This is a genomic window from Rhodoferax sp. BAB1 (assembly GCF_013334205.1).
GTDB lineage: Bacteria > Pseudomonadota > Gammaproteobacteria > Burkholderiales > Burkholderiaceae_C > Hylemonella.
Map to the genome: position 1 here is coordinate 1,999,254 of NZ_CP054424.1, position 18,142 is coordinate 2,017,395.

Here is an 18,142-nt window from a genome sequence, read left to right on the forward strand (position 1 = left end):
TATTTTTTTACTTTTGCAAAACACCGCGAAAATTTTCACTCAATGCTTGATGGCGTCCTGGACCGGTGCCGCAGCCGGTGCCACCGGCGCGGCGACGGCCGGCTCCTCGTCCGGCAAGGGCGTCGGTTTGCGCTCCAGGGCGATGTCCAGCACCTTGTCGATCCAGCGGACCGGCACGATGTCCAGACCGCTCTTGACGTTGTCCGGGATCTCCTGCAGATCCTTCACGTTCTCCTCCGGGATCAGCACCGTCTTGATGCCACCGCGCAGGGCCGCCAGCAGCTTTTCCTTCAAGCCACCAATGGCCGTGACCTCGCCGCGCAAGGTGATCTCGCCGGTCATGGCCACATCACCACGCACGGGAATCCCCGTGAGAGCCGACACCATGGAGGTCGTCATGGCCGCACCGGCGCTCGGGCCGTCCTTGGGCGTGGCGCCGTCGGGCACGTGGATGTGCATGTCGCGCTTCTCGAAGTACGCGTCCGGGATGCCAAGCTGGCGGGAGCGGCTGCGCACCACGGTGCGGGCGGCCTCGACCGACTCCTTCATCACGTCGCCCAGCGATCCGGTGCGGGTGATCACGCCCTTGCCCGGCATCAGCGCCGTCTCGATGGTGAGCAGATCGCCACCGACCTCGGTCCAGGCTAGGCCCACGACCTGCCCCACCTGGTTCTGCTCTTCGGCACGGCCATAGCTGTACTTGCGCACGCCCAGATAGTCGTTGAGGTTCTCGGCCGAAACCTTGACCAGAGGCTGCAATTTCTTGAGCTGCAGGCCCTTCACCACCTTGCGGCAGATCTTGGAGATCTCGCGCTCCAGTGAGCGCACGCCGGCCTCCCGCGTGTAATAACGCACGATGTCGCGCAGGGCGTCCTCGGCGATCAGCAGCTCTTCTTCCTTGACGCCATTGTTCTTCAGCTGCTTGGGCAGCAGGTAACGCTGGGCGATGTTGACCTTCTCGTCCTCGGTGTAACCCGACAGGCGGATCACTTCCATTCGGTCCAGCAGAGCCGGCGGGATGTTCATGGAATTGGAGGTGGCCACGAACATGACATCGCTCAGGTCGAAGTCGACCTCCACGTAGTGGTCGCCGAATTTGTTGTTCTGCTCGGGGTCCAGCACCTCCAGCAAGGCGCTCGACGGATCACCGCGGAAGTCCGTACCCAGCTTGTCGATCTCGTCCAGCAGGAACAGCGGATTGCGCGTGCCGGCCTTGGTCAGGCTCTGCAGCACCTTGCCCGGCATGGCACCGATGTAGGTACGGCGGTGGCCACGGATCTCGGCTTCGTCGCGCATGCCACCCAGGGCCATGCGCACGTACTTGCGACCGGTGGCCTTGGCCACCGACTGCCCCAGCGAGGTCTTGCCCACGCCCGGGGGCCCCACCAGGCACAGGATGGGCGCCTTGACCTTGTCCACACGCTGCTGCACAGCGAGGTATTCCAGGATGCGGTCCTTGACCTTTTCCAGGCCGAAATGGTCCTCGTTCAGCACGTCCTCGGCATTGGCCAGGTCGTGCTTGATCTTGGTCTTCTTGCTCCAGGGCAGGCCGACCAGGGTGTCGATGTAGTTGCGCACCACGGTAGCCTCGGCCGACATGGGCGACATGAGCTTGAGTTTCTTGAGCTCGTTCTCGGCCTTTTTCCGGGCCTCAGCGGGCATCTTGGCGGCCTTGATCTTCTTCTCGATCTCTTCGATGTCGGCGCCGTCCTCGCCCTCGCCCAGTTCCTTCTGGATGGCCTTGACCTGTTCGTTGAGATAGAAGTCGCGCTGGTTCTTCTCCATCTGACGCTTGACGCGGCCACGGATGCGCTTGTCGACGTTGAGGATGTCGACCTCACGCTCGATCTGCTCGAACAGGTTCTCCAGGCGGGCCTTGATGTCGGACAGGCCCAGCACCGCCTGCTTGTTCTCCAGCTTGAGCGGAAGATGGGCGGCAATGGTGTCGGCCAGCCGGCCCGGATCGTCGATGCTGGAGATCGAGGTCAGGATCTCGGGCGGGATCTTCTTGTTGAGCTTGACGTACTGGTCGAACTGCTGCATCACGGCGCGACGCAGGGCTTCGATCTCGCTGGTCTGCTTGTGCTCGCCGGCACCCGCTTCTTCCGGCGCCTGGACTGGCATCACGGTGGCCGTGAAGTGCGTCTCGCCTTCGATGATCTTGTCGACCAGGGCACGCTGCTGGCCCTCGACCAGCACCTTGACGGTACCGTCGGGCAGCTTGAGCATCTGCAGGATGGTGGACACGCAGCCGACCTCGAACATGTCGGAGACCTGCGGCTCATCCTTGGCCGCCGCTTTCTGTGCGACCAGCATGATGCGGCGCTCGGCCTCCATGGCCGATTCGAGCGCCTTGATGCTCTTGGGGCGACCCACGAAGAGCGGGATCACCATGTGCGGGAAGATCACGACATCGCGCAGCGGCAGCAGCGGCAACTCGATGGGGGTGGCAGGCAGAGGGGTATGACCGGACATGGGTGAACCTTTAATTGACCTGTTGAATATGGATGGCGAATGGAAATTTTCAACCCGGCTTCGATTATGAGACGGGCTGTTAGGTCAAATCCATGAAGGTGGGGCAGGAAAACCCGCTGGTTCAGGCCTTTTTGGCGGCCTCGCGATACACCAGCAGGGGGGGCTTGTTTTCTTCGATGGTGGACTCATCCACCACCACCCGCTCCACATTGTTCATGCTGGGCAGCTCGAACATGGTGTCGATCAGGGACTGCTCCAGAATGGAACGCAAGCCACGGGCACCGGTCTTGCGGACCAGGGCCTTGCGTGCAATGGCCTTGAGGGCGGCAGGGCGAATCTCCAGATCCGCGCCTTCCATGGCGAAGAGCTTGGCGTACTGTTTGACCAGGGCGTTCTTCGGCTCGGTCAGGATCTGCACCATCGCGTCTTCAGAGAGCTCGGCCAGGGTCGCGACCACCGGCATGCGGCCCACCAGTTCCGGAATCAGGCCGAACTTGATCAGATCCTCGGGTTCGACATCCTTGAACACCTCGGTCAGGCTGCGCTGCTGCTTGCTCTTGACGGCGGCGCCAAAGCCGATGCCCGAGGATTCGGTGCGGTTCTCGATCACCTTCTCCAGGCCGGCGAACGCACCGCCACAGATGAAAAGGATGTTGGTGGTGTCGATCTGGATGAAGTCCTGGTTCGGGTGCTTGCGTCCGCCCTGCGGCGGCACGCTGGCCATGGTGCCTTCGATCAGCTTGAGCAGGGCCTGCTGCACACCTTCGCCCGACACATCACGCGTGATGGAGGGGTTGTCCGACTTGCGCGAGATCTTGTCGATTTCGTCGATGTAGACGATGCCGCGCTGGGCACGATCGACCTCGTAATTGCAGCTCTGCAAGAGCTTGGCGATGATGTTCTCGACGTCCTCGCCCACGTAACCGGCCTCGGTCAGCGTGGTGGCATCGGCCATCACGAAGGGCACGTTGAGCTGGCGCGCCAGGGTCTGGGCCAGCAGGGTCTTGCCCGAGCCCGTGGGGCCGATCAGCAGGATATTGCTCTTGGCCAGTTCGACATCGTCCTTGCGCGCAGATTCCTTGTGCTGGAGACGTTTGTAGTGGTTGTAGACCGCTACCGCCAGCGTGCGCTTGGCGGCTTCCTGGCCGATCACGTAGTTGTCCAGGTTGAGCTTGATCTCGGCGGGTGCGGGCAGGTTACCGCGCCCTTCGGTCGTCTCGGTGCTGGCTGGCAGTTCGTCGCGAATGATCTCGTTGCACAGTTCGATGCATTCGTCACAGACGAAGACCGAGGGGCCGGCAATCAGCTTCTTGACCTCGTGCTGGCTCTTGCCGCAGAAAGAGCAGTACAGGGTTTTTTCGCTGGTCGTGCCTTTTTTGTCGGCCATGGGAGGAACGCCTTTTCGGGATTTACCGAATCTATGATAACCAAGCGGCGCCGGCCCCGACCATGGGACTGGCGCCAGAAAACAACAGGGCCCTGCCCTCTCAGGGCCGCTTGGCGATGACCTGGTCGACCAGGCCGTAGTCCTTGGCCTCGTCCGCCGAGAGGTAATAGTCCCGCTCGGTGTCGCGCTCAATCTTGTCCAACGGCTGGCCGGTACGCTCGGCCAGAATCTTGTTGAGCTGCTCGCGGGTCTTGAGGATCTCGCGGGCATGGATCTCGATCTCGGTGGCCTGGCCCTGGGTCCCGCCCAGGGGCTGGTGGATCATGACCTTGGAATTGGGCAGCGAGAAACGCTTGCCCTTGGCGCCCGCGGCCAGCAGGAAAGCGCCCATGCTGGCGGCCATGCCCACGCAGAGCGTGGACACATCGGGCTTGATGAAATTCATGGTGTCGAAGATCGCCATGCCGGCACTCACCGAGCCGCCGGGCGAGTTGATGTAGAAGGAGATGTCCTTGTCCGGGTTCTCGCTTTCCAGGAACAGCAGCTGGGCCACCACCAGGTTGGCGGTCTGGTCGTTAACCGGACCGACCAGGAAGACCACTCGCTCTTTCAGCAGGCGCGAGTAGATGTCGTAGGAACGCTCACCGCGACCGGACTGTTCGATCACCATCGGGATCATGCCGAGGGCCTGGGTGTCCAGGGCGCCGTTGTAGGCAGGGTTGCGCAAGTTCATGTTCTCTCCAAATATGGGTCTACTTTACCGAAAATATCGGTCCCCAATGCAAATGGGGCCTGCCGCCCGGACCACAAGCCCGAACGCCTAGCCCCACTTGCCACGGTGCCTGAATCAGGCCTGGCCCATCAGTTCGTCGAAGGAAATAGCCTTCACGCTCACCTTGGCCTTGGACAGCACGAAGTCGGTGACGTTGTTCTCGATCACCACGGCTTCGACTTCGGCCATGCGGCGGTTGTCACCCAGGTACCAGCGCTTCACGTCTTCCGGCCGCTCGTAGCTGGCAGCCAGTTCGTCCACGTGGGCCTTGATCTGATCGGGCGTGGCGTGCAGGTTGTTGACGCGCACCAGCTCAGCCACCACCAGGCCCAGGCGCACACGGCGCTCGGCCTGCTGCTGGAACATCTCACCGGGAATCGGGGCCTTGTCGGCATCCTTGATGCCGCGCTGCTTGAGGTCGGCACGGGCGCCCTCGACCATGCGGTCGATCTCGGCCTGCACGATGGACTTGGGCAGATCGAGTTCGGCCTTGGCCACCAGGGCGTCCATGACGGCCTGCTTGTTGCGGGCGGCCAGGCGCGACTTGACCTCGCGCTCCAGGTTCTTCTTGATGTCGGCGTTCAGGGCCGCCACGGTGCCTTCGGCCACGCCCAGGGACTTGGCCAGCGCATCGTTGACTTCGGGCAGGTGGGCGGCTTCGATCTTCTTGATGGTCACCAGGAAGTCGGCAGTCTTGCCGGCCACATCCTGACCGTGGTAATCGGCCGGGAAGGCCAGCGGGAAGGTCTTGCTCTCGCCCGACTTCATGCCGCGCACGGCCTCCTCGAATTCCTTGAGCATCTGGCCTTCGCCGACCAGGAACTGGAAGTCGTCGGCCTTGCCGCCGGCAAAGGGTTCACCGTCGATCTTGCCTTCGAAGTCCACCGTCACGCGGTCACCATCCTGGGCGGATGCATCGGCAGCACGCTGGGCGAAGGTGCGACGCTGCTTGCGCAGGATATCCAGGGTCTTCTGGATGGCGCCCTCGCTGACCTCGGAGCTCAGCTTCTCGATCTCGGCCCCGGCCAGGTCACCCATCTTGACTTCCGGGTAGACCTCGAACACGGCATCGAAGCTCACCTCGCCGGCCGGTGCGCCTTCCTTCTCGGTGATGCTGGGCTGGCCAGCCACGCGCAGCTTGGCTTCATTGGCGGCCAGGGCAAAGGCTTCGCCGACCTTGTCGTTCAGCACTTCGTAGTGCACGGAATAGCCGTAGCGCTGGGTCACCACGTTCATCGGCACCTTGCCGGGGCGGAAACCGTCCATCTTGACGGTACGGGCCAGCTTCTTGAGGCGCGTCTCGACTTCGGACTGGATGACTGCCAGCGGCAGGCTCAGGGTGATCTTGCGCTCGAGCTTTTCGAGGGTTTCAACGGTAACGGCCATGATGACTCACTCCAATCAATTCAAAAACGGGGTCGGCCCACAGGCTGGGCTGCGGCCGGACTGGTGCGCGGGGGGGGACTCGAACCCCCACACCATTGCTGGCGTCAGGACCTAAACCTGGTGCGTCTACCAATTTCGCCACCCGCGCGGGTCCAAACAAAAGGGGAGGTCCGACAGACCTCCCCATGAAATCGGTCAACCGGGCATTTTAACCCGGCCAGGAGACCGCCGTTTCATCTCATACCAGGCAACACCGGTGCCTCGCGTTTCACACGGAACCACGCGGGTCTCGCACTGCGTGCGACCCGCTTTGCGGCCTCAAGGTAACGCCGGTGTTTCGCGCTTCACGCGAAACCATGCGGGTCCGGCGCTTTGCGCCAGCCCCGCGGGCGGACTCATGGAGATGCCGGTGTTCCGCGTTTCACGCGGAACCATGCGGCATACATCGCCGGCAGGGCCAGCAAGGTCAGCACGGTGGCGACGATCAGGCCGCCCATGATGGCCACGGCCATGGGGCCCCAGAACACGGAGCGTGACAACGGGATCATGGCCAGCACGGCGGCGGCGGCGGTCAGCACGATGGGGCGCAGCCGGCGTACCGCGGACTCCACGATGGCGTCCCAGGCCGGCACGCCGGCGGCGCGGTCCTGCTCGATCTGGTCGATCAGGATCACCGAGTTGCGCTGGATCATGCCCATCAGGGCGATCACCCCCAGCAGGGCCACGAAGCCGAAGGGACGGTTGAGCAACAGCAAGGCCCCGGCCACGCCGGCCAGGCCCAGCGGACCTGTCAGGAACACCAGCATGGCACGGCTGAAACTCTGCAACTGCAGCATCAGCAGCGTGAAGGTGAGAAAAAGCATCAGGGGAACGCCAGCGGCGATCGAGCCCTGCCCCTTGCTGCTCTCCTCCACCGCGCCAGCCACTTCGATGCGGTAGCCGTTGAGGCCGGTCGCATGCCACTTGGACTCCAGGGCCCGCAGCGAAGGCAGCAACTCGGCCGTCACGGTGGCGCCCTGCATGCCCTCCACGGCGTCGGACTGCACGGTGATGCCGAACTCGCGGTTCTCGCGCCACATCACCCCGGGTTCCCAGGTGAAAACCGGTTTGGCGATCTGCGTCATCGGTATGGAGCGGCCGCTGGCGGTCGGCAGGTAGGCATTGGCCAGGTCGGTCAGGGCATTGCGTTCGTCATGGGGCTGGCGCAGCACGATGTCGATCAGCTTGTCGCCCTCGCGGTACTGCCCCACGTTCTGGCCGGCCAGCATGGTGCGTGAAGCCTGGGCGATGGACTGGCTGCTCACGCCCAGCGCGCGCGCCTTGGCCTGGTCGATCTCCAGGCGCAGCACCTTGACCGACTCATTCCAGTTGTCATTGACACCGCGCGTGTTGGCGCTCTCGCGCATCAGGGCCTTGACCTCGTCGGCACGCTCGCGCAGCAGGCCGGGGTCGGCGCCGACCACGCGGAACTGCACCGGATAGGGCACCGGCGGCCCGTTGGGCAGCAGCTTGACACGGCCACGCGCCTCCGGGAACTCCTGGGCCAGCAGGGTCGGCAGCTGGACCCGCAGCGTTTCACGCGTCTTGAGGTCTTTGGGCAGCACGATCAGCTGCGAGACGTTGGTCTGCGGGAAAACCTGGTCCAGCGGCAGGTAAAAACGCGGCACGCCCGAACCGACCCAGGTGCTCACCGCAGTCACGCCGGCCTGTCCCAGCAGGCGCTTTTCCACGCGCTGCGTCACCTCCTCGTTGGCGGCAAAGGACGTGCCTTCCGGGAACCAGAGATCGACCAGGATCTCGGGCCGGCTCGAATCGGGAAAGAACTGCTGCTGCACCTTGCCCATGCCGACGATGCCGAGCGCAAAGGTCAGCACCGTGGCACCGATCGTGAGCCAGCGGTGCTCGACGCACCAGTCCACGGTCTTGCGGAAGCGGCTGTAGAAGGGGCTGTCGAACAGTTCGTGCGGCTGGTCGGCTGCAGCATGCGGTTTGGCCTTGAGCAGCAGCGTGCCGAGGTAGGGCACGAAATAGACCGAGACGATCCAGCTCAGCACCAGGGCCAGCGCGGTCACGCCGAAGATGGCAAAGGTGTACTCGCCCACGGCCGACTTGGCCATGCCGATGGGCAGAAAACCGGCTGCGGTGATCAGCGTGCCGGTCAGCATGGGCATGGCCGTGATCTCGTAGGCGAAGGTGGCCGCGCGCACCTTGTCGTAGCCCTCCTCCATCTTGCGCACCATCATCTCCACGGCGATGATGGCGTCGTCCACCAGCAGGCCCAGGGCGATGATCAGTGAACCCAGCGAGATCTTGTGCAGGCCGATACCCCAGTACTGCATGCCCAGGAAGGTCAGCGCCAGCACCAGGGGAATGGTGATGCCCACCACCAGGCCGGGCCGCATGTCCACGTAATAACGCTTCCAGATCGGCAGATGGGCGGCCCCCTGGTGCTTGTGCAGCCCCAGGCTGATGAAGCTGACCGCCAGCACGATGAGCACCGCCTCGATCAGCACGCCGACAAACTCATTGACCGAGGTGGAGACCGCACGCGGCTGGTCCTGCAACTGCACCAGTTCGATGCCGGCCGGCAGGGTCTTCCTGAGACGGTCGGTCACCTGCTGCAGCGATTTGCCCAGCGCGATGATGTCGCCGCCCTTGGCCATGGAGATGCCCAGGGCGATGACCTGCTGGCCCTGGTGTCGCACCTTGATGCTGGCCGGGTCCACATAACCGCGGCGGATCTCGGCTATGTCACCCAGGCGCAGCTGGTTACCCGTGCTGCCACGGATGGGCATGGCGCGCAGCTGGCTCACCGCCTCAAACTGGCCGGCCACCCGCACCTGCACCACATCCAGCGGCGTCTGCACCGCCCCGGCGCTCTCCACCGCGTTCTGCTGGCCCAGCTGGGCCAGCACCTGGTTCAGGTCCAGGCCGAGCTGTGACAGGCGCTTCTGCGAGATCTCGATGTAGAGCTTCTCGTCCTGCACACCGAAGAGTTCGACCTTGGCCACGTCGGGCACACGCAGCAGTTGCTGGCGCACATCGTCGGCAAAGACCTTCACCTCGGCGTTGCTGAAGCCATCGGCCTGCAGCGCATAGATCACGCCATAGACATCACCGAATTCGTCGTTGAAGAAGGGCCCCTGGATGCCGCCGGGCAGCGTGCCCCGCACGTCGCCGATCTTCTTGCGCACCGTGTACCAGGTGTTGGCCACCACGGCCGCCTGGGTCGAGTCCTTGAGCTGGAAAATGATCTGCGACTCGCCGGGTTTGGAGTAGCTGCGGATCTTGTCGGCGCCGGGCACCTCCTGCAGGGTGCGCTCGATCTTGTCCGTCACCTGCTCGGCCACCTGCTGTGCCGTGGCACCGGGCCAGTAGGTGCGCACCACCATGGCCCGGAAGGTGAAGGGCGGGTCCTCGTCCTGGCCCAGCTGGAAATACGCAGCGAAGCCCAGCACCATGAGCACCACCAGCAGGTAGCGCGTGAGGGCTGGGTGCTCGATGGCCCAGCGGGAGAGATTGAAGCGAGTCGACGCTTGTTCGGTAGAACTCATGCGCGCCTCACTTGCTGGCCGCCAAGGGCGCGGCTGCGGCAGTGCCTAGCGTGGCATCCACGGCGGTCTGCGGCGCACTGCTCAGGGACGTGGCCGTCTTCTCGCGATAGAGCGTCACCTTCTGACCGGGCGAGAGCACGTGCACCCCCGCCGACACCACCAGCTGCCCCTCCTGCAGGCCGCCGGCCACCACGGCCTCGTTGCCGTCGGCGGTCGCAATCTGCACCGCTTGCGAGGAAATCGTCATGCTGGTCGGGTCCAGCACCCAGACCGCCGTGGCCTGGCCGTCCTGGCGCAAGGCGCTGGTCGGCAGCTTGATGGCTGCCACACGCTGCTCGCTGCGGACTTTGGGGAAGACCGTGACGGTCGCGCCCAGCGGCGGCGCCTGCCGGCCTTCCAGCGCCACCTTGACCTGGTAGGTGCGCGTCACCGGGTCGGCACTGGCCGAGACCTCACGCACACGACCATCGAGCTGGGTCTGGCCGGGCCAGACCCGCACCGCCACCGCGCTGCCCTGGCGCATGATGGCCAGCTTGTCCTCGGGCACGGCAAAGACCGCATCGCGCGGGCCGTCCTGGGCCACGCGTACCACGGGCTGGCCGGCGCTGACCACCTGGCCCGGCTCGGCCTCGACGGCCGTCACCACGCCTGCGGCATCGGCCACCAGGGTCGTGTAACTGCCCTGGTTGCGCTGGGAAGCCAGCTGCGCCTGGGCCTGGTCGACCTGGGCCTGTGCGGCCTTGAGCGCCGCGTCGCGCCGCTCCAACTCGGCACCGCTGATGAAGTTCTGCTCACGCAACTCCTTGAAACGCTTGAAGTCGGCGGCCGCCAGGTCCCGGTTGGTCACGGCGGCACCGAATTGCGCCTGGGCGGCATCGGCCGCCAGCCGGTAATCCTGCGGATCGAGCCGGGCCAGCACCTGGCCCGCTTTCACACGCTGGCCCAGTTCGACCTCCCGGCGCACCAGCTTGCCGGCCACCCGGAAACCCAGGCGTGATTCGATGCGCGGGCGCACCTCACCTGAAAACTCCTGCGTGGCGTTCAGGCTGGCCGCGCGCACGGTCATGACCTTGACGGACCGTACCGGCTCCTCGGGCGGAGCCGCCGGGGAGCAGGCCATCAAGGTGAAAGCCGCCAACGGCAGCAAAGCCGCCAAGGCTGTGCGCCTGGGCCAGAAAGGGCGTGTATCGGACATGGCTGGGGGTTCCGGATGGGGTTTAATTAATAACCGATTGGTCAGTAATCTAGGTAAAAACCCGATCTATGTCAAGCCGGGCGAAAATCCCCGACGTGAACAAGCCCATCCCGCCCCAGCCGATTACGCATTACGAGAACTTCCCGGTTGCCTCCTGGCTCTGCCCGCCGCGGCTGCGGCCACCGATCGCCGCCATCTACCACTACGCCCGCACGGCGGACGACATCGCCGACGAAGGCGAGGCCTCGGCCGCGCAACGCCTGGACGATCTGGGCGCCTACCGGCAGGACCTGCTTGCTGTCGCCCAGGGCCAGCCCCACAGCGGCCGCTGGCCCCAGGTCTTCGACCCGCTGGCAGCCATGCTGTGGGAATTCCACCTGCCCGTGCCGCTGCTGGACGACCTGCTCGACGCCTTTGCCCAGGACGTGCGCAAGACCCGCGACCAGGCGAGTTATGCCGACCCGGCCGAGTTGCTGGACTACTGCCGCCGCTCGGCCAACCCGGTGGGCCGCCTGCTGCTGCACCTCTACGGCGTGCACGACGAGACCGCACTGCGCGAGAGCGATGCCGTCTGCAGCGCCCTGCAGCTGATCAACTTCTGGCAGGACCTGAGCCGCGACATCCCGCGCGGCCGCCACTACCTGACGGATGCCGACTGCGCCGCCCATGGCGTGCTGCGCGCTGAACTGGCCACCCTCAGGCCGACGCCCGGCATCCTGGCCCTGATCGCAGCGCAGGTGCGCACTGCACGCGCCCTCATGCAGCAAGGCACACCGCTGGTGCACCGTATCCCGGGCCGCGCCGGCTGGGAACTGCGCCTGGTGGTGCAAGGCGGCCTGCGCATCCTGGACAGGATCGAGGCCCTGGGCTTCAACAGCCTGCAGCAGCGCCCCACGGTCGGCGCCGCCGACGCCCCGCTGCTGCTGTGGCGCAGCCTGTGGATGTGAAGCAATGGCCACTGATGCAGCGACAATCCAACCCATGACGCCCGAGACCTACGTCCAGCAAAAAGCCGCCGCCTCCGGCAGCAGCTTCTACTACGCCTTCCTCTTCCTGCCCAAGCCGCGCCGCGCGGCCATCACGGCCTTCTACGCCTACTGCCGTGAGGTCGACGACGTGGTGGACGAGGTGTCCGACCCCGGCGTGGCCCAGACCAAGCTGGCCTGGTGGGAAGCTGAAGTGAGCCGCGCCTATGCGGGTCAGCCCACGCACCCGGTGCTGCAGGCCCTGATGCCGCATACCGCCGTCTACGGCATCGAGGCGCGCCACCTGCTGGCCGTGATCGAAGGCTGCCAGATGGACCTGCAGCAGACCCGTTACCTGGACTACCCGGCCCTGCAGCGCTACTGCCACCTGGTCGCCGGCGTGGTGGGTGAAGTGGCGGCGCGCATCTTCGGCCAGACCCAGGAACAGACCACGCGCTACGCTCATACCCTGGGCCTGGCCTTCCAGCTGACCAACATCATCCGCGACGTCGGCGAAGACGCCTTGCGCGGGCGCATCTACCTGCCGGTCAACGAACTGCAACAGTTCGACGTCAAGGCGCACGAACTGCTCAAGCGCCAGCACTCGGAGCGTTTCGTGGCCTTGATGAAGTTCCAGACCGAGCGCGCCCACAAGCTCTACGACGAAGCCCTGGCCCTGCTGCCCGAGGCCGACCGCCGCACGCAAAAGCCGGGGCTGATGATGGCCAGCATCTACCGCACCCTGCTGCGCGAGATCGAGCGCGACAACTTCCAGGTGCTGCACCAGCGCATCAGCCTCACGCCCCTGCGCAAGCTCTGGCTGGCCTGGCGCGTGCAGGCCTTGGGGAAGATGTGAGGCTTGCCGTCGTTGGTGCCGGCTGGGCTGGGCTGGCCGCGGCCGTGCAGGCTGTGCAAGACAGCCATCAGGTCACCGTCTTCGAAGCGGCCCGCACCCCCGGCGGCCGCGCCCGCGGCCTGGACATCACGCTGCCCGATGGCCAGGCCGTGACGGTGGACAACGGCCAGCACATCCTGATCGGCGCCTACACCGAAACGCTGAAACTCATGCGCAGGGTGGGCGTGAACCCCGACACGGCCCTGCAGCGCCTGCCCCTGACCCTGCAGTTCCCGGACGGTGCCGGCCTGCGCCTGCCCGATCTGCCCGTGCCCCTGGATGTGCTGGCCGGGATCCTGCGCAACCGCGCCTGGCCGCTGCGCGAACGCCTGGGCCTGCTGCGTGCCGCCCTGGGCTGGAAGCTGGCGGGTTTTGAATGCGAGGACACGCTGAGTGTGGCCGCGCTCTGCTCAGAACTTGGGCCACGCGTGTTGACCGAGCTGATTGAACCCTTGTGTGTCTCGGCACTCAACACACCGGCAAACCAGGCCAGCGCCCGGGTCTTCCTGCGTGTGCTGCACGATGCCTTGTTCGCCGTGCCCGGCGGTTCGCAACTGCTGCTGCCGCGCGTCGATCTGTCGGCCCTGTTCCCGCAGGCAGCCGTCAGCTGGCTGCAGGCGCACGGCGCCACGGTGCGCACAGGCGCACGCATCACGACCTTGCCGCAGGGCGCCGCCCACTGGCAACTCGACGGCCAGACTTTTGATGCCGTGCTGCTGGCCTGCTCCCCGGCCGAGGCGGCGCGGCTGGCCGCACCGCTGAATGCCGCCTGGGCCAGCACGGCCGAAGCCCTGCACTTCGAGGCCATCACCACGGTCTATGCCTGGGCCCCCCAAGCCCGCCTCGCCGCGCCCATGCTGGCCCTGCGCCACGACACGCAGCAACCCGCGCAGTTCGTCTTCGACCGCGGCCAACTCGGCGGCCCGGCGGGCCTGCTGGCTTTTGTGGTCAGCGCCAGCCGGGGTGAACGCGAAACGCTGCAGGCCCAGGTGCTGTCCCAGTCGCAGGCACAACTGGGTCTGCAACTGCAAGCGCTGCAGACCGTGGTGGAAAAACGAGCCACCTTCGCTTGCACACCGGGCCTGCAACGACCGCCTCAAGGCATCGCCCCCGGCCTGCTGGCCTGCGGCGACTACGTGGCTGGCCCCTACCCCGCCACACTCGAAGGCGCGGTGCGCAGCGGCCTGGCCGCGGCCCTGGCGCTCGCAAGGTGATACAAACACCAGTCACATCACTCATGAACCCGGGGAGCCGCTCACGATGAAACGTCTGTTCAAAGTCCTGTTCGTCCTGATGATCGTGTTGCTCACCGTGCTGGCCATCGCCGTCGCCGCCGGTGTCTGGCATGCCCGCAGCAAGCTGCCTCAACGCAGCGGCACCATCGAACTGAGCCAGCTCAAGGCCCCGGTGCAGGTGAGCTGGGACGAACGTGGCGTGCCGCACCTGCAGGCACAGAACGAGATTGACCTCTACCGTGCCCTCGGTTTCCTGCACGCCCAGGACCGGCTGTTCCAGATGGAAATGGTGCGCCGCCTGGCACGCGGCGAACTGGCCGAGATCCTGGGGCCCAAGCTGCTCGACACCGATCGCCTGTTCCGTACCCTGGAGCTCCGTGCCCACGCCGAGCAAAGGATCAAGAGCATCGACCGCAACAGCCCCGCCTGGCAAGGCCTGCTGGCCTACCTGGACGGCATCAACGAGTTCCAGGACACGCGCCCCCTGCCGGTCGAGTTCGACCTGCTACGCATCCAGCCCCAGCACTACACACCGGCCGACACGCTGGCCGTGGCCGGTTACCTGGCCTACAGCTTTGCCGCCGCACTGCGCACCGAACCTGTGCTGACCTATGTGCGGGACCAGCTGGGCCCGGAACACCTGCAGATCTTCGATCTCGAATGGCAGCCGCTGGGTGTGGTCGGCCCCATGGCGCAGCGACGGCCCCGGCCCGGCCTGGCCCAGGCCGACTGGCAAGCCCTGGCGCGGATGTCCGAAGTCAGCCAGCAGGCCCTGGAACTGGCCGGAGTCCCGCTCTTCGAAGGCAGCAATGCCTGGGCCCTTTCCGGGCGGCGCACCGCCAGCGGCAAGCCACTGCTGGCCGGTGACCCGCATATCGCCTACTCCTTGCCCGCAGTCTGGTACGAGGCCCACCTGAGCGCACCCGGTTTCGAGCTCTACGGCCATCACCAGGCCCTGAACCCTTTTGCGCTGCTGGGCCACAACCAGGCTTTCGGCTGGAGCCTGACCATGTTCCAGAACGACGACATGGACCTGGTGGCCCTGAAGGTGAATCCGGACAACCCCAGGCAGGTCTGGCACCAGGGGCAGTGGGTCGCGCTGCAAAACCGCACCGAAACCATCCTAGTGAAAGGGGCGGATCCGGTCAGCATCACGCTGACGCGCTCACCGCACGGCCCCCTCATCAACCGAGCCTTTCCCGACAGCCTGGGCCAGGACCCGATCGCCATGTGGTGGACCTTTCTGGAAACCGAGAACCCCATCCTCGACGCCTTCTATGAACTCAACCGCGCCGACACCCTGCCCAAGGCGCGTGTGGCGGCCAGCAAGATCCACGCACCGGGCCTGAATGTGGTGTGGGCCAGTGCAGCCGGTGACATCGGCTGGTGGGCCGCCGCCAGGCTGGTACAGCGCCCGCTCAGCGTGAACCCGAGTTTCATCCTCGATGGCGGCAGCGAGCAGGCGAACAAGCCAGGTTTTTACCGCTTCGCCGACAACCCGCAGGAAGAAAACCCGGCACGCGGTTACATCGTCTCGGCCAACCACCAGCCCGTGCCGCGCAGCGGCGTGCCTGTGCCGGGGTACTACAACCTGCCCGAGCGCGCACGGCGCCTGGACCAGCTGCTGCGTACCCCCGGCACCGTGTGGAACCTGCAGAACAGCCAGGCCCTGCAGCTCGATGAACAGACCGACTATGCAGCGCGTGTGCTGCGCCCGCTGCTGCCGCTGCTGCGCGAGATGTCCACCGACTCCATCGAGCGCGCGCTGATCGACCAGGTGGCCGAATGGGATGGCCGCCACAACAGCGCCAGCATCGCCCCCACGGTTTTCAACCAGTTCATCTACGAGCTGCTCAAGGCGAGCATGGCCGATGAACTGGGCGAGCAGCAGTTCAACAACCTCTTGCGCACGCGTGCCATCGACCACGCCCTGCCGCGCCTGGTGGCCGACCCGCGCTCACCCTGGTGGGACAACCGCCGCACCGAGCCCAGGGAAAACCGCAACGACATCGTGAAGCTGGCCTGGCGTGCCAGCCTTGACCACCTGAAGGAGGTGCGCGGCATCTCCCTGCCCGGCTGGACCTGGGGCTACAACCACACCCTGACCCACGGCCATCCGCTGGGGCGCATCAAGCCGCTGGACCAGCTCTTCAACGTCGGTCCGCTGGAGGCCCCGGGCGGGCGCGAAATCCCCAACAACCTGGCGCAGTCCCTGGGACCGGCCCCCTGGAGCGTGAACTACGGCCCCTCGACCCGGCGCCTGATCGACTTCGCCGATGCCGGCAAGGCCCTGGGCATCAACCCCGTGGGCCAGAGCGGCGTGCTGCTCGACCCCCACTACGCCGACCAGGCACAGGACTTCATCGCCGGCCGCTACCAGCCCATGCACCTGAACCCGGCCGACGTGAAAGCGGCCACCCGCAGCACGCTGCTGCTGCAGCCAGCGCCTTAGCTACCCGCGCCCAGCAATGCGCAAAGGGCCTGCATGTCGCCCACGGTGGCGTGCGGTCTATGGCTGTCGTGCGCCCAGTCGTGGCCGGCCCGGTTGACCCAGACCGTTTGCAGGCCCGCATCCAGCGCGCCCACGACGTCCAGCGCCGCATCGTCGCCCACGTGCAGCACCTCCTGCGGCAACACACCAGCGGCCTGGGCCGCGGCATGGAAGAAACGCGCATCAGGCTTGCCCACGCCGAACTCCTGCGCGCTGAAGCCCGCATGGAAAAACTCGCCCAGTCCGATGCGCTGTACATCGGCATTGCCATTGGACAGGGCCACCACCGGGTAGCGCTGCGCCAGCCAGGCCAGCGCCGGGCGCGCATCTTCGTAGAGTTCCACGCGCATGCGCTCGGCGATGAAGACCTCGTAGGCCGGCTCCACCAGCATGGTGTCCTCGTCATGGCGTTGCAGGGCACGGCGGATCAGCTCCTGGCGCAGGGTACGCAGGTCGTGCCCGATCTCGGGCCGGCTGGCCTGTACCTCGCGGCGCAGGGTCAGGCGCCGTTCGCCATCGGTCAGAAATTCAGCAGTGGCCGGCGCATGCGGGCGCAGCCAGTCCTGCAGGGCCAGTTCGGCGCGGGCGATCACCGGCCAGATCGGCCACAGGGTGTCGTCGAGGTCGAGGGAAATGGCCTTGATCCGGGAAGCGTCGAGCGTGGCTTGCATAGGTGGGCGAGAATACCGCATGGCTTTCAAAAAAGAACCCGCACACACCCATGGCCAGGCGCCGACCACGGCCATCCTGCTGTGCAACCTGGGCACCCCCGACGCCCCCACACCCGCCGCACTGCGCCGTTACCTGGCCGAGTTCCTGGGCGACCACCGCGTGGTGGAGATCCCCAGGCCGATCTGGTGGCTGATCCTGCACGGTTTCATCCTGCGCCTGCGCCCGGCCAAGTCGGCGGCCAAATACGCCACGATCTGGACACCCGAAGGCTCGCCGCTCAAGGTCTGGACCGAGAAGCAGGCGCAGCGCCTGCAGGACTGGCTGCAAGCTCAGGGCCACCACGTCACCGTGCGCTACGCCATGCGCTACGGCAACCCGTCCATGCCGGCACAACTCGATGCGCTCAAGGCCGAGGGCGCCACACGCGTGCTGGTGCTGCCGGCCTACCCGCAGTACTCGGGCACGACCACGGCCAGCGTGTTCGACGCGGTCTACCACTGGGCCGACCGCGTGCGCACCATCCCCGAGCTGCGCTTCATCAACCGCTACCACGACGACGCCGGCTACATCGGCGCACTGGCACAGCGCATCCGCGCCTACTGGCAGGAACACGGCCGCCCGGACCAACTGGTCATGAGCTTCCACGGCGTGCCCGAGCGCACCCTGCACCTGGGCGACCCCTACCACTGCGAGTGCCACAAGACCGCGCGCCTGCTGGCGCAGGAACTGGGGCTGAGCCAGTCGCAATACAAGCTCACCTTCCAGTCGCGCTTCGGCAAGGCCAAATGGCTGGAGCCCTATACCGAGCCCACGCTGATCCAGCTGGCGCAGGCCGGCGTCAAACGCGTGGACGTGGTCTGCCCCGGTTTCACCAGCGACTGCCTGGAAACGCTGGAGGAGATCGCGCAGGAAGCGCGCGAGGCTTTCCTGCACGCCGGCGGCCAGGCCTTCCACTACATCCCCTGCCTGAACGACAGTGCGGCGTGGATCGAGGCCATGGGCCAGCTCAGCGCACAGCACCTGGCCGGCTGGCCGACCCGTCAGGCGCCGGATGCAACAGCGCTGGCGGCTTCGCGTGCCGCTGCCCTGGCCCTGGGAGCCCCGCGCTGAATCAG

General features: G+C 65.9%; 12 protein-coding genes and 1 tRNA gene. 5 read left to right on the plus strand and 8 right to left on the minus strand.

Translation table 11 applies throughout. The features are described 5' to 3' along the window. Window positions 1-39: 39 nt before the first annotated feature. The 7 genes from lon to HTY51_RS09640 form a co-directional block, all read right to left on the minus strand. Window positions 40-2,475 (minus strand): endopeptidase La, encoded by a 2,436-nt coding sequence (gene lon / locus HTY51_RS09610; protein ID WP_174252536.1) that lies wholly within the window; start codon window positions 2,473-2,475, stop codon window positions 40-42. Window positions 2,476-2,596: 121 nt separating this feature from the next. After that, window positions 2,597-3,862: an ATP-dependent Clp protease ATP-binding subunit ClpX gene (gene clpX / locus HTY51_RS09615; protein ID WP_174252537.1), complete on the minus strand. Its 1,266-nt coding sequence runs from the start codon at window positions 3,860-3,862 to the stop codon at window positions 2,597-2,599. Window positions 3,863-3,962: 100 nt separating this feature from the next. Continuing rightward, window positions 3,963-4,595 carry an ATP-dependent Clp endopeptidase proteolytic subunit ClpP gene (gene clpP / locus HTY51_RS09620; protein ID WP_305791365.1) on the minus strand — a complete coding sequence of 211 codons (633 nt, stop codon included), beginning with the start codon at window positions 4,593-4,595 and terminating at the stop codon, window positions 3,963-3,965. A gap of 114 nt (window positions 4,596-4,709) precedes the next feature. Beyond that, a complete protein-coding gene (tig, locus tag HTY51_RS09625; protein ID WP_174252538.1) occupies window positions 4,710-6,020 on the minus strand; it encodes a trigger factor in 1,311 nt (436 codons plus the stop codon). Window positions 6,021-6,081: 61 nt separating this feature from the next. Continuing rightward, a tRNA-Leu gene (locus HTY51_RS09630) sits at window positions 6,082-6,168 on the minus strand. Window positions 6,169-6,415: 247 nt separating this feature from the next. Beyond that, window positions 6,416-9,574: an efflux RND transporter permease subunit gene (locus tag HTY51_RS09635; RefSeq protein WP_174252539.1), complete on the minus strand. Its 3,159-nt coding sequence runs from the start codon at window positions 9,572-9,574 to the stop codon at window positions 6,416-6,418. Between the two features lie 7 nt (window positions 9,575-9,581). Further along, window positions 9,582-10,769, minus strand: coding sequence for an efflux RND transporter periplasmic adaptor subunit (locus HTY51_RS09640; protein WP_174252540.1), 1,188 nt, complete (start codon window positions 10,767-10,769; stop codon window positions 9,582-9,584). A gap of 68 nt (window positions 10,770-10,837) precedes the next feature. On the opposite strand from HTY51_RS09640, the gene hpnC reads away from it, so the two are divergent. The 4 genes from hpnC to HTY51_RS09660 are packed head-to-tail and all read left to right on the plus strand — an operon-like array spanning window position 10,838 to window position 16,316. Beyond that, complete coding sequence (gene hpnC / locus HTY51_RS09645) at window positions 10,838-11,716, plus strand: squalene synthase HpnC (protein ID WP_174252541.1); 879 nt, start codon at window positions 10,838-10,840, stop codon at window positions 11,714-11,716. A gap of 34 nt (window positions 11,717-11,750) precedes the next feature. Then, window positions 11,751-12,590, plus strand: a complete 840-nt coding sequence (gene hpnD / locus HTY51_RS09650; protein WP_174252542.1) for a presqualene diphosphate synthase HpnD — start codon at window positions 11,751-11,753, stop codon at window positions 12,588-12,590. After that, window positions 12,587-13,843, plus strand: coding sequence for a hydroxysqualene dehydroxylase HpnE (gene hpnE / locus HTY51_RS09655; protein WP_174252543.1), 1,257 nt, complete (start codon window positions 12,587-12,589; stop codon window positions 13,841-13,843). Before hpnD ends, hpnE begins: the two co-directional genes overlap by 4 nt. A gap of 46 nt (window positions 13,844-13,889) precedes the next feature. After that, window positions 13,890-16,316, plus strand: a complete 2,427-nt coding sequence (locus HTY51_RS09660; protein WP_305791366.1) for a penicillin acylase family protein — start codon at window positions 13,890-13,892, stop codon at window positions 16,314-16,316. Here HTY51_RS09660 and HTY51_RS09665 read toward each other — a convergent pair. After that, a complete protein-coding gene (locus tag HTY51_RS09665) occupies window positions 16,313-17,026 on the minus strand; it encodes an HAD family hydrolase (RefSeq protein ID WP_174252544.1) in 714 nt (237 codons plus the stop codon). The two genes, HTY51_RS09660 and HTY51_RS09665, sit on opposite strands and share 4 nt — an antisense overlap. Before the next feature lie 19 nt (window positions 17,027-17,045). Between HTY51_RS09665 and hemH the strand changes: the two genes are divergently transcribed. Then, window positions 17,046-18,137: a ferrochelatase gene (gene hemH, locus HTY51_RS09670; protein ID WP_174252545.1), complete on the plus strand. Its 1,092-nt coding sequence runs from the start codon at window positions 17,046-17,048 to the stop codon at window positions 18,135-18,137. Window positions 18,138-18,142: the final 5 nt, after the last annotated feature.

What these genes read in the sequence shown, in the direction of transcription:
- lon (WP_174252536.1), bottom strand. Translation starts at nt 2,475, where the DNA reads ATGTCCGGTCATACCCCTCTGCCTGCCACCCCCATCGAGTTGCCGCTG.
- clpX (WP_174252537.1), bottom strand. Translation starts at nt 3,862, where the DNA reads ATGGCCGACAAAAAAGGCACGACCAGCGAAAAAACCCTGTACTGCTCT.
- clpP (WP_305791365.1), bottom strand. Translation starts at nt 4,595, where the DNA reads ATGAACTTGCGCAACCCTGCCTACAACGGCGCCCTGGACACCCAGGCC.
- tig (WP_174252538.1), bottom strand. Translation starts at nt 6,020, where the DNA reads ATGGCCGTTACCGTTGAAACCCTCGAAAAGCTCGAGCGCAAGATCACC.
- HTY51_RS09635 (WP_174252539.1), bottom strand. Translation starts at nt 9,574, where the DNA reads ATGAGTTCTACCGAACAAGCGTCGACTCGCTTCAATCTCTCCCGCTGG.
- HTY51_RS09640 (WP_174252540.1), bottom strand. Translation starts at nt 10,769, where the DNA reads ATGTCCGATACACGCCCTTTCTGGCCCAGGCGCACAGCCTTGGCGGCT.
- hpnC (WP_174252541.1), top strand. Translation starts at nt 10,838, where the DNA reads ATGTCAAGCCGGGCGAAAATCCCCGACGTGAACAAGCCCATCCCGCCC.
- hpnD (WP_174252542.1), top strand. Translation starts at nt 11,751, where the DNA reads ATGACGCCCGAGACCTACGTCCAGCAAAAAGCCGCCGCCTCCGGCAGC.
- HTY51_RS09660 (WP_305791366.1), top strand. Translation starts at nt 13,890, where the DNA reads ATGAAACGTCTGTTCAAAGTCCTGTTCGTCCTGATGATCGTGTTGCTC.
- HTY51_RS09665 (WP_174252544.1), bottom strand. Translation starts at nt 17,026, where the DNA reads ATGCAAGCCACGCTCGACGCTTCCCGGATCAAGGCCATTTCCCTCGAC.
- hemH (WP_174252545.1), top strand. Translation starts at nt 17,046, where the DNA reads ATGGCTTTCAAAAAAGAACCCGCACACACCCATGGCCAGGCGCCGACC.